This window comes from Sinorhizobium sp. Y406, assembly GCF_058732025.1.
Map to the genome: position 1 here is coordinate 2243153 of NZ_CM178974.1, position 13843 is coordinate 2256995.

Sequence of the window (13843 nt, forward strand, 5' to 3'; positions counted from 1 at the left end):
GCCGAAGAAACACGCAATTGCTACAGCGCGGATGCAACCGCGGCACGACGCCGATTTGGATTGCTTCCATCCAAACCAAAGCGAGAGGGCGACCGTGACGCGCATTCAGGCCAATCTGTTCCTGCTGCTATCCGGTGCGATCTGGGGCGCCGGCTTCGTTGCGCAATCGACGGCAATGGATGTGATCGGTCCGCTCTGGTTCATCGGCCTGCGCTTCGCAATTGCCACGCTCGTCGCGCTGCCGCTGGTGTTTATCGAAGCACGGCAGACCAAAAGGCCGCTATCCCGCGGGACGATGCGCAACTTCGTGTTCATCGGCCTGGCGCTGTTCGGCGGCGCAGTTACGCAGCAGTTCGGTCTGCTCACCACCAGCGTCACCAATTCCGGCTTTCTGACCGGCCTCTATGTCGTCTTCGTGCCGATCCTGACCATCGTCTTCCTGCGCCGCAGGCCCCATTGGGTCATCTGGCCGGCGGCACTGATGGCAAGCCTGGGCATCTTTCTCTTGAGCGGCGGCACCCTGTCGGGCCTGAACGGCGGAGACCTGCTGACGATCGTCTGCGCGCTTTTCTGGGCGATCCAGGTGATGCTCATTGGTATCTTCGCGGCGCGTACCGGCCGGCCGATGCTGCTTTCGATGACGCAATTTGCCGTCTGCGCAGTCGTCGGCATCCTGCTGGCCGCCGTGTTTGAGCCCTTGAGCGTCGAGGCCGTGGAAGCCGCCCTGCCGGAAATCCTCTATGCCGGCGTGTTTTCGAGCGGCATCGCCTTCATCTGTCAGGTCGTCGGCCAGCGGTACACGACGGCAGCGCAGGCGGCGATCTTCCTTTCGAGCGAGGCCCTCTTCGCAGCCCTCTTCGGCATGGTGCTGCTCGGCGAGGCCATCACGCCGGTCGGCTATGTCGGCTGCGCCGTCATTTTCGCGGCGATGCTTGCGGTCGAACTCGTGCCGGAATTGACAAGGCGACGCCAGAAGACCGCGGCCGCTTGAGCGGCAGCCAGCAATATTGCGCCTGCAAAGGACGTGAACTTACTGTATTACTTAATGCTGTATTGTCGTTCTACTTTCCACCAAAATGGAACATCAGTTCCACGCGGGGAATAGTATCAACACCTGCAATGGTTGCCCGATTGCCCGGATGAAACGGATCCTGTGTAGAGATCGAGCCAAATCAGTCGTTTGCGCCTGACTGCGGCGTCGCCCAATACGGCAGCATGTTCCAGAGCGACAAAATTTGGCGCAAACCTGCCGTTGGGCCTGGCACACCTCAAAAGACGGGTGGATTCAACAGCTTGCGATATATCTCTAAAAACACCGGTAAAACCGCGAATTGCGCCATTTTTGAGCAATGGCAAAAAGCAACGCCGCTTCCCAAAAGTTTTGCTTGCCAACTTAAAATAAACTGATCACTCTTACTTCTGTTCGGGCAATTTGCGAACACGGGAAGATCTTGAAAATAAGCGGGCCGGAGGACGCAAAAGCACTCCGGGCGGCAAGCTGCGGGGAGGATAATTGTGCCTTCCCATGGATGGTCGCGATAACAGGACCCTTTCCTCAATTGTCGAGAACTGCCTGCCCCCACGCCCATTTGGGCAAACTGCAATGCCACCCATGATCGGGTGGAGAGAAAAGGACCTGACGCATGGCCGAGACTGGCACCGTAAAATTCTTCAACACCGACAAGGGCTTTGGCTTCATCAAACCTGAAAACGGTGGCGCTGATATCTTCGTACATATTTCCGCTGTACAGGCTTCCGGCCTGAGCGGGCTTTCGGAAAATCAGAAGGTCTCCTTCGACACCGAGCCGGATCGTCGCGGCAAGGGCCCGAAGGCTGTCAACCTTCAGATCGTCGGCTGACGATACCCTCCGTCGATTGATACTTTCTTGACCCGGCAGCCATGCCGGGTTTTTTCGTTCAGGCTCCGTTCAGTTTGGCCCCGATAGTTTCCGATCATCATGAAAGCCGGAACTGGCCGGCCCAAGGCACAGGAATGAAGCGCATGAACAAGTTCTGGAAAGCAGCCGTTCTCTCGATCGCAGCAGCCGCCGTGGTGCTTCCCACCTTCGGCAGCGCCCAGGCGCGAGATCGTCACCACCACAACAGCGATGCCTGGGCGGCCGGTGCTGTCGGGCTTGTTACCGGCACGCTCATCGGCGGCGCGATCGCCTCGCAACCGCGCTACAGCGAACGGGTCTATATCGATCCGGAACCCGAATATTATGAGCCGCGCCCGGTCTATCGTCCCCGCCCCGTCTATCGTCCCGTCGTGGCCGAAAGCTACGGCCTCGAGCCCTGGACACCGGCTTGGTACCGCTACTGCTCGCAGCGCTACCGCTCGTTCGATCCGGACAGCGGCACCTTCATCGGCTATGACGGCCGCAGCCATTTCTGCACCGCCGGCTGATAACGCGAAGAATTGACAAAGCCGCGCTCATCCCCCGAGGTGCGCGGCTTTTCCTATGTCTCAATCCAGATAAGTCGCGCGGCACAGTAGCTTCTCTTCAGAGGCCGCGCAGAAACGGATTGGTGCGGCGCTCCTCACCGATCCGACCGCCGGGACCGTGACCGCAGATGAAGCCGACATCGTCCCCGAGCGGCAGGATCTTGTCGCGAATGGACTGAAGAAGCTGCTGGTGATTTCCGCCCGGCAGGTCGGTGCGCCCGATGGAACCGTGGAACAGCACGTCGCCCACATGGGCGAAATTCTGGGTGCGGTTGACATAGACGACGTGGCCGGGCGCATGGCCCGGGCAATGCAACACCTCGAAGACGTGGCTGCCGAAGGACACCACATCTCCCTCCTCCAGCCATTGGTCAGGCAATACGTTCTCCACCTTCATCGCCAGGCCGAAGCGTTCCGCCTGCTCCTCCAGCCGCTCGAGCAAAGGCTGGTCGTCCTTGTGCGGGCCGAGGATCTGAACCCCCAGCGCATCCTTCAGTTCCTTGGCGCCACCCGCATGGTCGATATGGCCATGCGTAAGCCAGATCGCTTTCAACGTGATGCCGTTTTCGCGGACCGTCTGCAGGATGACGTCAACGTCGCCGCCGGGATCGACGATCACCCCGTCCTTTGTCTCGCTGTCGAACAGGACAGTGCAGTTCTGCTGAAAATGCGTAACCGGGATGATGCCCGCCTGTAACATGCCAACCATGCCCTCGTTTGTGAACGTCTTTACAGCGCCGCGCGTCCTATCGAGCGCGCAAAGTTCTCTCTGGCACCCTGCTGCGTGTCTTTATCCTCAAATCGAGCCGAGTAAGGAGACGTGCAGTGGCGGGTCGCGCCCGCAGAAGGCCACCTATAGCCTTATATGGGTGGAATGACAGCTCAAACCAGGAAATCGCCTCAACGAAGCGCCACGATTCCCGGCGCCGGCGCCGGCGGCGCGAGTTGCACGGTCGTGAGCAGCAGCGCGGTTACGGCGAAATTCGCCGCAACGACGATGACGACCAACGGGCGAAGCTGCCGCTCGGCAGCGCTGATTTCCCGCACGGATTGACCCTGCATGTCGTCCCCCCAATTCGTTCGGCCGAAAAAAGCATGGACGGTGGTTTCCCTTCGGCGCCCAGGTTTCGGCCCAATATGGCGCAACCACACATTTCGTGATGTCACGGGGGGAACATCACTCTGGCGCGAGGCGTTTTTTCGTTCATCACGAATGAGGAGCAAAAGGATGAAGACCCTCTTCCCCCATCTTATCCGAGCGGCAACGGCGGGCCTGATCCTCGCCGCAGGCGTTCCCGCCGCCTTTGCGGACATGAACGCCACCGTTACGACTGACCTCAATCTGCGCGCCGGCCCCGGCCCCCAATATCCGGTCCTTGGCGTCGCGCCGGGCGGCAGCACAGCCGCACTGGAAGGCTGCATCGAAGGCAGCCTGTGGTGCCGCGTGAATGCCGGCGGCGTCAGTGGTTGGGCGTATTCCAAGTATCTGCAGACGGAAAGCGGCGGTTCGACGGTGGTCATTTCCGAACGGCGCCAGGAAATCGGGGTTCCCGTCGTCTCCTACGAGGCCACGGGAGCAACGGTCACCACTGGACCCGAACCGCTTGAGCTCATAGGCCGTGTCGACGACATCCCGACCGTCGCCCCGCCTCCAACGGTGAGGACCTATATCACCGAAAACCCGGTGGAGCCGGTTTATCTCGAAGGCGAGGTGGTCCTCGGTGCCACCGTACCGAGCGCGGTAGCCGTGCGACCCATCCCGGATTACGAGTATGAATATGTCGTGGTCAACAACCAGCCGGTGCTGGTCGAACCGGCGACGCGACGGATCGTCTACATCTACCGTTGACGCGCCGCCGGCCGGTTTCATTCCCTCGTCACAGTGCCGTGCGCCATGTCAGACACGCGGCGCTGTCGGGCTTGAAATTGCCGCGTGTCTTTGATCTAGAAGGTTGCTTCAATGCTGCAGGTGGAAGGGCGGCTGGGCGCCTGTCCATTTTCTGCGTGTAAGAAGCACCCGATGGGGCCGCACCCATGCGGCGGTAGCCGTTTTTCACCCCTTCACGCGCAAGATGGCGAAGGCGCGCTCTTTATCCGCCGATTAGAGGCGTCCAGCTGGCCCGGCTGGAACTAAGTCAATAAAACTGACATATCTTTTCACCGCGAACCGCAAATAGCGTGAAAGGAAATGACTGCGTGGCGGGCCAACCGAGGAACAACAGCCAACACCTGACCAAAGCCCACGGCAAGGATGACGAGGCGATCGATTTCGAGATGATCGAACTCCTGTTCTTCGCCTATCGCGACTTCACGAGCGATCCGGATGCCATTCTGGAAAAGAGCGGCTTCGGCCGGGCGCACCACCGCGTCGTGCATTTCGTCAACCGCGAACCCGGCATGACCGTCGCCAATCTCCTGGACACGCTGAAGATCACCAAACAGAGTCTCGCCCGGGTCCTGAAGCAATTGATCGATTCAGGCTACATACGCCAGCTGACCGGTCCGGAGGACAGGCGTCAACGCATGCTCTACACGACAAAAGAGGGGCAAGCCTTGGCAAGAGCGCTTGCCGAGCCACAGTCCCGCCGCATAGCCGATGCATTGGCAGAGGCAGGTCCGGGGGCGCGCGACGTCGTGAAGCGGTTTCTCGCCAGCATGAGGAACACCACTGCGGAATAGTCTGGGGCAGGTCTCTCTGTGGACCAGCCCGCCGGAATCAGCGACATGGGCGACCGCTCGGCGATGTTTCCATACGCGCACCGAATCTGAAATGGCGGCGCTCGACCCGAACGCCACGACCGGGCCAAGCGCCTATATCGCTTTTGTTTGCCGCATGTTTTAGGGTTCTGGCCCGAAATCGGTTGATGAAACCTGCGGATCGAGGGGAAGTGCCAAATCGGCTCAGCGAGGAACGAGGTCAGCGAATGTTGAAGGCAAAGGCGAAAGTTTCCGATGATGCAGCGCATCTTCTGATCGTCGACGACGACCGGCGCATTCGCGACCTGCTCAACCGCTATCTGCTCGAACAGGGCTTCCGCGTGACGACGGCGGCGGATGCCAACGAGGCTCGGCGTAAGCTTGTCGGACTCGACTTCGACCTTCTGATCGTCGACGTGATGATGCCGGGCGAAAGCGGCATCGCGCTGACCCAGAGCCTGCGGCAGATCAAGACGGTGCCGATCATCATGCTGACTGCCCTGGCCGAAACGAACTCACGCATTGAGGGCCTCGAAGCCGGCGCAGACGACTACCTGCCGAAGCCTTTCGAACCGCGCGAACTCGTGCTCCGGATCAGCAATATTCTAAGGCGAAACCAGCCGGCGCAGACGCCGAAGGTCGATCAGGTGATTTTCGGCCCCTATACGTTCTCCGTCGTGCGCAAGGAGCTCCGGCGCGGTGCCGAGCAGATCCGACTGACCGACCGCGAACAGGAGATCATGATGCTGTTTTCACAACGCGCCGGCGAGACCATACCCCGCCACGAACTGATCGGCGACGATGCGGAAGTCGGCGAACGCACGATCGACGTCCAGATCAACCGGCTGAGGCGCAAGATCGAGGACGATCCCTCCAATCCCGTCTGGCTGCAGACTGTGCGGGGGATCGGCTATCGATTGAGCGTGGACTAGCGAGGCGCCCGCGCACTAACATAAGGCATGTTCCGGCAACCAAAATGGGCATTGATGGCTAGCCCGCATTTCTCACACTCCTTGTGCCCTGCGCCGGTTCAAAACGGCGACAGCGTGGGAGAATGGCGGCTGCCTCCGGGCGAAAACCGCTCAACCGTAGGACGGGCTACGCTTTACTCGGCTTTCGCCCGTATCCAGCGCGCCTCAATCCCACGCAAGGCGCAAGGAGTGTGAATAATGCGGGCTAGCATCGACAGCCTCAAGCGGGAAAGGTCGAGCCCCGCCGACGGCGCCTGGAAGCGCCTCGCCCGCTGGCTGCGTCGTCGCCTGCCGATGGGGCTTTATGCCCGTTCGCTGCTGATCGTCGTCATTCCGATGGTCCTCCTGCAGTCGGTCGTCGCTTTCGTCTTCATGGAGCGGCACTGGCAGCTCGTAACGCAGCGTCTCTCTGCCGCGGTCACCAACGACATCGCTGCGATCGTGGACCTGATCACGACCTTTCCAAAGGATGGCGATATCAACGAGATCGTCCGCATCGCTGGGGAGCAGCTCGGTCTCAATATCAGCGTCGAGCCGGGCGGCGAACTGCCGCCGCCGCGCCCGAAGCCGTTCTTCGAAATTCTCGACCGGATTCTGAGCGAAGAGATCTCGAACCAGGTGCGGCTACCTTTCTGGATCGACACCGTCGGGAACTCGAAGATCGTCGAAATCCGGATCAGGCTCGAAGACGGCCGTATTCTCCGGATCTATGCCCGACGCAATCAGGCCTATGCATCGAACACCCATATCTTCCTCGTATGGATGGTGGGCGCGTCGCTGGTGCTGCTGACGATCGCCATTCTCTTTCTTCGCGGCCAAATCAGACCGATCCTGGCCTTGGCGAACGCCGCCGAGAGTTTCGGCAAGGGACAGAAGATCGACGATTTCGCACCTCGCGGCGCCGACGAGATCCGTCGCGCCGGCCTCGCCTTCATTCTGATGCGCGAACGCATCGAACGCCAGATCGAGCAGCGCACGGCGATGCTGACCGGCGTCAGCCACGATCTGCGCACGATTCTCACCCGCTTCAAACTGCAGCTTGCGCTCGCCGGCGACAGTCCCGACCTCGAAAACCTGAATCAGGACGTCGAGGACATGCAGAACATGCTCGAGGGCTATCTGGCCTTTGCCCGCGGCGAGGCGGAAGAGGATGTCGGCCAGTTGAAGCTCAGTGATCTCATGGCCCGCTTCACTGCGGAGGCGGAACTCTACGGTAAGAGCCTGACCACTTCGGTCGAGGGCCAGGACGAGATCCGTGTCCGGCCGAACGCCTTCACCCGGCTCCTCGCCAACCTCGTCTCCAACGCCTATCGATACGCCGACACGGTCCACATCGACGCGCGGCAGAGCCCAAAATGGCTTACAGTCATCGTCGACGACGACGGCCCCGGTATTCCGGAAACCGTGCGGGAGGACGTATTCAAGCCGTTCTTCCGGCTCGACGAGGCGCGCAATCTCGACAGTTCCGGTACTGGACTTGGGCTCGCCATCGCCCGCGACATCGCCCGCAGCCACGGTGGTAACGTGACGCTTGCGCAAAGCCCGCTCGGGGGCCTGCGGGCGACCGTACGCGTGCCAACCTGATGCGCTCTCCGCGCGCGGCAAATCAGCATTTGCACCGGCTAATGCAGTCGCATCGTCGATCTCATTCTATCTGTGCCTGTCGCAGATAGAATCAAATGGAATGTACATGGAGCTTTTACATCAGCCGTCTGCCGTTCGGCACCGGCCTCTCGGTTGCCGCAAGCACGATCGCACCGCCCTCATCCGCAAAGCCGAGGGTCAGGACTTCGGAACGAACCGGGCCGATCTGGCGCGGCTGGAAGTTAACCACTGCGAGCACCTGGCGGCCGACCAACTCCTCCGGTTCGTAATGCACGGTGATCTGCGCCGAGGATTTCTTGATGCCGATCTCCGGGCCGAAATCGATCTTCAGCTTGTAGGCGGGTTTGCGTGCCTCGGGAAACACTTCGGCTCCGACAACCGTACCGACCCGAATGTCAACGCGCTCGAAATCAGAAAATTCAATGGTTTCCGACATTGCAGTTCCTTGCGAAGAAAGTTGGGGCTGCGCTCGGCTGACTGCCTCTCCGACCGGACCGATATGAATTGCAGGCGAGCGTTTGCGAGTCCGATAAGATGCGATGCTCCGCGGCGCAATCCGATTCGGACGATTTTGGAGAAGTTGGTTAGCCGGGCTCGCCATGGCTCTCCTCCCACGGCGGATGCGCAAATTCCCGGGCGAGAAAATCCACGAAGGCACGCACGCGCGGCGACAGGAAACGGCGATGCGGATAAACAACGCTGATCGGCTCGGACTCCGTTCGGTTGCAGTCGGTGAGCACGGCTTGGAGGCGGCCATTCTGAATATCGGGGCCGACGAGTATTTCCGAAAGGCGCACGATACCAATGCCGGCGAGAGCCAGCCGTCGCAAGGCTTCGGTGCTGTTCGCCTCCACGGAACTGCGGATGCGAATTGTGCGGCGCCGGCCGCCTTCGTCGAATTCCCAGACGTTCAATCGGCCGCCGGATGTGATCCCCAGGCACCTGTGCCTTTCAAGATCGTCCGGTCGTTCGGGAACGCCACGACGCTCCAGATAGTCCGGCGAGGCGCAGATGACGCGCCGATTGGCCGCCAGTCGGCGCGTGATCAATGCGGAATCGCTTTGCGCCGCCACACGCACCGCCACATCCGCATCGCCGTTCATAAGGTCCGCGATCGCATCGGTGAAATCGAGCTCCAATTCGATCGCCGGATAGCGCTGGATGAAGGCCGAAAGCATCGGCACGATCAGGCGGTGGCCGAAGGCGCTCGGCAGGCTGACACGCAACCGACCGCGCGGCTCCGCACCCGGCTGGATTGCCAGCTCCGCCTCCTCGAGATCGCTCAGGATCCGGCGAGTGGCTTCCGCATAAGCGTGTCCCTCCGCCGTAAGGCTGATGCTGCGCGTCGAGCGCTGCAGTAGGCGCACGCCCAGCCGGCTCTCAAGCCGACCGACGATCTTGCTAACGGCGGATGGCGTCATCCTCAGCCGCCGCGCCGCCGCCGAAAAGTCCCCTTCCTCCACGACGGCGAGAAATACCGCCATGGTCTCCTGTCGCTCCATCGCATTTATTTCGAAACGTCACAGATGAGCGGAATGTAGCAAGGATTATCGGGGGCTTCCATGGAGACTATCGTCTCCTTTCGCAAACAATGATCGACGGTGAAACAGATGGACGAGCAGTTCGAAATATTCGACGGTCACGATCTCCATGCGGTGGCACGCCGCCAGCGCAGCGCTGCCATCCGCCTGACCTGCCTTCGGGCGGTCGGCTGGCTGGTGCAACTCGTGCTAAGACGAAACCGGAGCCTCGCCTCTGAACGCAGACAAGCTGCGGCGTGCCACGGCTGCTGAGCCCGGGCGACCACGATGCCCGGACAGTGTCTATTCGGAACTGGCCAATTCCTGGGCGCGGCTGCGCGCCGCGGCGATGGCCTTGTTGAAAAGCGGCTGCATGCCGTCATCCGCCATCAGTATGCCCAGGGCGGCAGCGGTCGTACCGCCGGGCGAGGTCACATTCTGGCGCAGGCGCGCGGCATCGTCGGAGGACTGGTACAGGAGTTCGCCAGCCCCCGCGACGGTTTCCCGCGCGAGCCGCATGGCAAGGTCCGCCTCGAGACCGAGCTTGCGCCCGGCCTCCGCCATGCACTCGACGAGATAGAAGACATAGGCCGGGCCGCTGCCCGAAACGGCGGTCACCGCATCGATATCGGCCTCGCTCGCAACCCATTCGACCGGACCGCTGACCTTCAACAGATCATGGACGAGGACCCGTTGCGCTTCCGTCACCCGAGCATTCGGAAACGCGCCGGTCACGCCGCGGCCGATCAGCGCCGGCGTGTTCGGCATCGCCCGAACGATCGCCGCCTCGCCGAGGTGACGCTCGATGAGGGCGAGCGTCTTGCCGGCGGCAACGGAAATGATCACCGTCTCCGGACCGACGAGACTCCTGAGCGGCGGCAGGGCTGCATCCATGACCTGCGGCTTGACGGCCAGGAAGATCACGCCTGCCTTGACCCCATCCGGCACGAAGGTCGCGTGGCCCACGCCGTGGTCTGCAATGAGTTTGGCCATGACGGGAGGCGGGCCCGGATCGATTACGAGCACGTCGCTGCCGCGGACGCCGCTTTTCAGCCAGCCGCCGAGCATCGCACCGCCCATATTGCCGGCGCCGATGAGGACGATCGGACCTGAATGGGATGCCTGCATCTCACGCCTCTCCGACGGTTTCGAACATGACCGTGTCGATGGCGCGCTGGGCATCCATTCCTGACCAGACGACGAACTGGAAAGCCTGGTAATAGGACTCACAGGCATCGAGCGCACTCGATAGCAGCACCTCGACCTGCCGGTTCGTCGGCTCCGCACCACCGGCAAGCAACAGAGATTGCCGGAAGATGATGACCTCTTCTTGGCGCCAGAGATCAAAGTGGCCCATCAGCACCTGGCCATTGATGTGCGAGAGCAGCCGGATGACCTCGTTGACCCGGCCTTCGGGAACTTTGACGTCGAAAGCGCAGGCCAGGTGCAGCGCCTCGAATTCCTCCATCCAGGAAAAGGAAACGTGATAGTCGGCCCACCGGCCCTCGACCGTCATCGCGATCTCGTCCTCGCCGGATCTCTCGAAAGACCAGTCATTGTTGGCGGCAACGAATTCGATCATGTCGACCGGATTTGATTGGCGCTCGGCTTCCAGTTCCAAAAGGCTCATGCATCACCCTAAAGGCACGGCACGGGCGCGCAAGATCACGTTCACAAGACGCAACGCTTGAAAACCCACACCGGATACGGACACACTATGATTGCTGGACCTGCGACTATCCTGGCTTACTTACCCTGCCCGAAGCTTGCGTGGTCCGTTTCGAATCATCATTTAAAATCAGTGTATAGCGGCAGAGTCAGGCTGCCAGCCCCTTAGCCGAAAAATTGAAGGAAAGATCGGCTCAACCCGCTGTGATTTTGTTTTAGCGCCGAAGCTTAACCGACTCTGCGATAAGGCTTTTTTGCGAGTGTCCACAGGTGGAAAACTTTTCAGAATTCGTTAACGCGGAAATCCGGCAACACCCTGACGTTGTACGAGAACGCGTCGCCTTGACGCGTCGGCCCGAAAATCAGGGCCGATCCCATCGGCGCGAAGAGCCGCCGCATGAATGGAATGGGTCGCCGGGCGACCGACGATGACACGCGCGCCCGATGCGAGGCAGTCCGGCCGACCACCTCCTCATACCGCTTGCGAAATTACTTGCCCGTCTCTGCAAGGCGCGCTTCCAGCGCCGCGATGCGGGCGAGAAGCGCCTCGTTTTCGTCACGCGCCTTGGCGGCCATTTCCTTCACCGCCTCGAACTCCTCCCGCTTGACCACGTCGAGCGAGTTCAGCCAGCCTTCGGCCTGGGCGCGAAACGCTGCTTCCATTTCGCGGCGCACACCCTGAGCAGCGCCGGCGGCATCTGTCATCAGTTTGGCAAAATCATCGAGAATGCGGTTGGCGCCTGTGCTCATCGTCCTGATCTCCCTTTCGGTTCCGTGCGCGGATCCCTTGGAATTCAGGTAGGGTCCTCGGGTGGAGGATGCAAGGAAAATAAACGGCGCGAAGCAGTCCGAGACCCCGCTCGCGGCTTGACCCGGTGAAGTTCGGTCGCCATGTTCCGCCAAGACATTCGGTCGCCAGAGAGTACACCTTGGAAACCATCGCCACTCGCCTCGCCATCCTCCCCTTTCCGGAGATCGACCCCGTCATCTTCACGATCGGGCCGCTCGCCGTGCGCTGGTACGGCCTCGCCTATGTGGCTGGCATTCTGCTCGGCTGGTTCTATGCCCGGCGCATCCTTCAGAGACCTGCCCTTTGGCGCAACGCCACGCCCGCCCTCACTCTGACGCAGCTCGATGATTTCCTCCTCTGGGCGGCCGGCGGTATCGTCCTCGGCGGGCGCCTCGGTTACATCCTGTTCTACGACATCGATGCCGTGCTCGATAACCCGATCCGGGCGATCGAGATCTGGAACGGCGGCATGTCGTTCCATGGCGGCCTTCTCGGCACCACGTTGGCGATGATCGTCTTCGCGCGCAAACATGCGATTGCTGTTTGGAGCCTGTTTGATCTCGTGGCCGCCGTGGTGCCGATCGGCCTCTTCTTCGGCCGCATCGCCAATTTCATCAATGGCGAACTCTGGGGCCGCCTGTCCTCCATGCCCTGGGCGGTCGTCTTTCCGACGGGAGGACCCTTCGCGCGCCACCCGAGCCAGCTATACGAAGCCGCGCTCGAGGGCTTCCTGCTTTTGGCGGTGCTTGCCTACTTCGTCTATCGCCGGAAGGCGCTGAAAAACCCCGGTCTCGTAACCGGCATCTTTACCTGCGGCTATGCGGCAAGCCGCATCTTCGTCGAATTCTTCCGCGAGCCGGACCCGCAGCTCGGTTATCTTTTCGGCGGCTGGCTGACCATGGGCATGCTTCTTTCCGCGCCCTTGGCGCTCGCCGGAATATGGGCAATCCTGCGTGCGCGCCGGGCCGCTGTCGCCGCCACTTGATTGGGCCGAGCCATGACCAACCCACTTGCGGACAAGATCAAGGCCTTGATCAGGGCCAGCGGGCCGATCAGCGTCACCGATTATTTCTCCCTCTGCCTCGCCGATCCCGAGCACGGCTATTACCGCGTGCGCGAGCCCTTCGGCGCCGCCGGCGACTTCACCACGGCGCCGGAGGTGAGCCAGCTCTTTGGCGAGATGATCGGCATTTTCCTGGTCCATGCCTGGCAGCAACATGGTTGCCCAAAGCCCGCGATGATCGCCGAAATCGGCCCGGGCCGCGGCACGATGATGGCGGATATCCTGCGCGTCGTCCGTCGCCTCGCTCCGGACCTCTACGAGACGGCAGGCATACACCTCGTCGAAACGAGCGAACGGCTGCGGGAGGTGCAGGCGACCACACTCTCCGCCCATGACGGCAGGATCCATTGGCATCAAAGTTTCGACAGCCTGCCGCCGGGCTTCCTGCTCCTCGCCGCCAACGAGCTTTTCGACGCCATCCCAATCCGCCAGTTCGTGCGCACGGCGCAAGGGTTCCGCGAGCGTATGGTCGGGCTCGACGGCGATGACCGGCTCGCGTTCGCCGCAGGCGTCGCCGGGATCGATCCATCACTCCTGCCGACGCCGCCGCAGTCGGTGGCCGAAGGCACGATCTTCGAGATCGCCCCGGCGCGCGATGCCGTGATCGCCGCTCTTTGCGAGCGTCTGCGCGCGGGAGGCGGCACCGCCGTCATCATCGACTACGGGCATCTGGCAACCAGCTATGGCGACACACTGCAGGCCGTGCGAAAGCACCACTACGACCTGCCGCTTGCCCATCCGGGCCAGGCAGATCTCACCAGCCATGTCGATTTCGAACAGTTGGCGCATCGCGCCAGGGCGGAAGGCGTCCAGATCAACGGACTGGCCCATCAGGGCGACTTCCTCGTCGGCCTCGGCCTTCTGGAGCGCGCCGCCGCACTCGGGCGCGACAAGGACGGGGCCACGCGCGAAGGCATTCGCGACGATGTCGAACGTCTTGCCGGCGCCGGCGCCGGCAAGATGGGCGAGTTGTTCAAGGTCCTGGTCGTCAGCAGCCCGGAAGTGAGCTTGGCACCTTTCAAGAAGAAGGCCGCCTGACGTTTTTGACCCGAAAATCGGAACGGATCTCCGGAAAGCTCCACG

17 protein-coding genes are annotated in these 13843 nt (G+C 61.6%); 10 read left to right on the plus strand and 7 right to left on the minus strand.

What is annotated here, in order from left to right; genetic code table 11:
* Positions 1-94: 94 nt before the first annotated feature.
* The 3 genes from AC4P1R_RS10715 to AC4P1R_RS10725 all read left to right on the plus strand — a co-directional run bounded on the left by AC4P1R_RS10715 (position 95) and on the right by AC4P1R_RS10725 (position 2407).
* On the plus strand, positions 95-991 hold the full coding sequence (locus tag AC4P1R_RS10715; RefSeq protein ID WP_492176906.1) for a DMT family transporter: 897 nt from the start codon (positions 95-97) through the stop codon (positions 989-991).
* 652 nt (positions 992-1643) lie between these two features.
* Positions 1644-1859 (plus strand): cold-shock protein, encoded by a 216-nt coding sequence (locus AC4P1R_RS10720; RefSeq protein ID WP_037415073.1) that lies wholly within the window; start codon positions 1644-1646, stop codon positions 1857-1859.
* A gap of 143 nt (positions 1860-2002) precedes the next feature.
* Positions 2003-2407: a BA14K family protein gene (locus tag AC4P1R_RS10725; protein ID WP_069461599.1), complete on the plus strand. Its 405-nt coding sequence runs from the start codon at positions 2003-2005 to the stop codon at positions 2405-2407.
* Between the two features lie 97 nt (positions 2408-2504).
* Here AC4P1R_RS10725 and AC4P1R_RS10730 read toward each other — a convergent pair whose 3' ends face one another.
* Positions 2505-3146, minus strand: coding sequence for an MBL fold metallo-hydrolase (locus AC4P1R_RS10730; RefSeq protein ID WP_069461598.1), 642 nt, complete (start codon positions 3144-3146; stop codon positions 2505-2507).
* Between the two features lie 200 nt (positions 3147-3346).
* Positions 3347-3508, minus strand: a complete 162-nt coding sequence (locus AC4P1R_RS10735) for a hypothetical protein (RefSeq protein ID WP_165614772.1) — start codon at positions 3506-3508, stop codon at positions 3347-3349.
* Between the two features lie 166 nt (positions 3509-3674).
* Here AC4P1R_RS10735 and AC4P1R_RS10740 point away from each other — a divergent pair, with 166 nt between their 5' ends.
* The 4 genes from AC4P1R_RS10740 to AC4P1R_RS10755 all read left to right on the plus strand — a co-directional run bounded on the left by AC4P1R_RS10740 (position 3675) and on the right by AC4P1R_RS10755 (position 7698).
* Entirely contained in the window at positions 3675-4295 is a 621-nt protein-coding gene (locus AC4P1R_RS10740) for a DUF1236 domain-containing protein (protein ID WP_069461420.1), read from the plus strand.
* Positions 4296-4642: 347 nt separating this feature from the next.
* A complete protein-coding gene (locus AC4P1R_RS10745; protein WP_492176907.1) occupies positions 4643-5125 on the plus strand; it encodes a MarR family winged helix-turn-helix transcriptional regulator in 483 nt (160 codons plus the stop codon).
* 245 nt (positions 5126-5370) lie between these two features.
* Entirely contained in the window at positions 5371-6075 is a 705-nt protein-coding gene (locus tag AC4P1R_RS10750) for a response regulator (protein ID WP_069461418.1), read from the plus strand.
* A 237-nt stretch (positions 6076-6312) separates the two neighbouring features.
* A complete protein-coding gene (locus tag AC4P1R_RS10755; RefSeq protein ID WP_069461417.1) occupies positions 6313-7698 on the plus strand; it encodes an ATP-binding protein in 1386 nt (461 codons plus the stop codon).
* Positions 7699-7813: 115 nt separating this feature from the next.
* Here AC4P1R_RS10755 and AC4P1R_RS10760 read toward each other — a convergent pair whose 3' ends face one another.
* Both AC4P1R_RS10760 and AC4P1R_RS10765 read right to left on the minus strand, forming a co-directional pair.
* Entirely contained in the window at positions 7814-8155 is a 342-nt protein-coding gene (locus AC4P1R_RS10760) for a tRNA-binding protein (RefSeq protein WP_069461416.1), read from the minus strand.
* A gap of 148 nt (positions 8156-8303) precedes the next feature.
* Positions 8304-9203, minus strand: a complete 900-nt coding sequence (locus AC4P1R_RS10765; protein WP_492176908.1) for a LysR family transcriptional regulator — start codon at positions 9201-9203, stop codon at positions 8304-8306.
* A gap of 126 nt (positions 9204-9329) precedes the next feature.
* Here AC4P1R_RS10765 and AC4P1R_RS10770 point away from each other — a divergent pair, with 126 nt between their 5' ends.
* Positions 9330-9512 carry a hypothetical protein gene (locus AC4P1R_RS10770; RefSeq protein ID WP_492176909.1) on the plus strand — a complete coding sequence of 61 codons (183 nt, stop codon included), beginning with the start codon at positions 9330-9332 and terminating at the stop codon, positions 9510-9512.
* Positions 9513-9542: 30 nt separating this feature from the next.
* On the opposite strand, the gene proC is transcribed toward AC4P1R_RS10770, so the two are convergent.
* From proC to AC4P1R_RS10785, 3 genes are all read right to left on the minus strand, one after another.
* Entirely contained in the window at positions 9543-10367 is an 825-nt protein-coding gene (proC, locus tag AC4P1R_RS10775; RefSeq protein WP_492176910.1) for a pyrroline-5-carboxylate reductase, read from the minus strand.
* Between the two features lies 1 nt (position 10368).
* A complete protein-coding gene (locus AC4P1R_RS10780) occupies positions 10369-10869 on the minus strand; it encodes a type III secretion system chaperone family protein (RefSeq protein ID WP_069461412.1) in 501 nt (166 codons plus the stop codon).
* 527 nt (positions 10870-11396) lie between these two features.
* Complete coding sequence (locus tag AC4P1R_RS10785) at positions 11397-11657, minus strand: accessory factor UbiK family protein (protein ID WP_069461411.1); 261 nt, start codon at positions 11655-11657, stop codon at positions 11397-11399.
* 179 nt (positions 11658-11836) lie between these two features.
* Here AC4P1R_RS10785 and lgt point away from each other — a divergent pair, with 179 nt between their 5' ends.
* Complete coding sequence (lgt, locus tag AC4P1R_RS10790) at positions 11837-12682, plus strand: prolipoprotein diacylglyceryl transferase (RefSeq protein WP_069461410.1); 846 nt, start codon at positions 11837-11839, stop codon at positions 12680-12682.
* A 12-nt stretch (positions 12683-12694) separates the two neighbouring features.
* Positions 12695-13798 (plus strand): class I SAM-dependent methyltransferase, encoded by a 1104-nt coding sequence (locus AC4P1R_RS10795; protein WP_492176911.1) that lies wholly within the window; start codon positions 12695-12697, stop codon positions 13796-13798.
* Positions 13799-13843 lie beyond the last annotated feature (45 nt).

Excerpts from the sequence above, each read along its gene's own strand:
- AC4P1R_RS10720 (WP_037415073.1), top strand. The coding sequence starts at position 1,644 with ATGGCCGAGACTGGCACCGTAAAATTCTTCAACACCGACAAGGGCTTT.
- AC4P1R_RS10725 (WP_069461599.1), top strand. The coding sequence starts at position 2,003 with ATGAACAAGTTCTGGAAAGCAGCCGTTCTCTCGATCGCAGCAGCCGCC.
- AC4P1R_RS10730 (WP_069461598.1), bottom strand. The coding sequence starts at position 3,146 with ATGTTACAGGCGGGCATCATCCCGGTTACGCATTTTCAGCAGAACTGC.
- AC4P1R_RS10735 (WP_165614772.1), bottom strand. The coding sequence starts at position 3,508 with ATGCAGGGTCAATCCGTGCGGGAAATCAGCGCTGCCGAGCGGCAGCTT.
- AC4P1R_RS10740 (WP_069461420.1), top strand. The coding sequence starts at position 3,675 with ATGAAGACCCTCTTCCCCCATCTTATCCGAGCGGCAACGGCGGGCCTG.
- AC4P1R_RS10750 (WP_069461418.1), top strand. The coding sequence starts at position 5,371 with ATGTTGAAGGCAAAGGCGAAAGTTTCCGATGATGCAGCGCATCTTCTG.
- AC4P1R_RS10755 (WP_069461417.1), top strand. The coding sequence starts at position 6,313 with ATGCGGGCTAGCATCGACAGCCTCAAGCGGGAAAGGTCGAGCCCCGCC.
- AC4P1R_RS10760 (WP_069461416.1), bottom strand. The coding sequence starts at position 8,155 with ATGTCGGAAACCATTGAATTTTCTGATTTCGAGCGCGTTGACATTCGG.
- AC4P1R_RS10765 (WP_492176908.1), bottom strand. The coding sequence starts at position 9,203 with ATGGCGGTATTTCTCGCCGTCGTGGAGGAAGGGGACTTTTCGGCGGCG.
- AC4P1R_RS10770 (WP_492176909.1), top strand. The coding sequence starts at position 9,330 with ATGGACGAGCAGTTCGAAATATTCGACGGTCACGATCTCCATGCGGTG.
- proC (WP_492176910.1), bottom strand. The coding sequence starts at position 10,367 with ATGCAGGCATCCCATTCAGGTCCGATCGTCCTCATCGGCGCCGGCAAT.
- AC4P1R_RS10780 (WP_069461412.1), bottom strand. The coding sequence starts at position 10,869 with ATGAGCCTTTTGGAACTGGAAGCCGAGCGCCAATCAAATCCGGTCGAC.
- AC4P1R_RS10785 (WP_069461411.1), bottom strand. The coding sequence starts at position 11,657 with ATGAGCACAGGCGCCAACCGCATTCTCGATGATTTTGCCAAACTGATG.
- AC4P1R_RS10795 (WP_492176911.1), top strand. The coding sequence starts at position 12,695 with ATGACCAACCCACTTGCGGACAAGATCAAGGCCTTGATCAGGGCCAGC.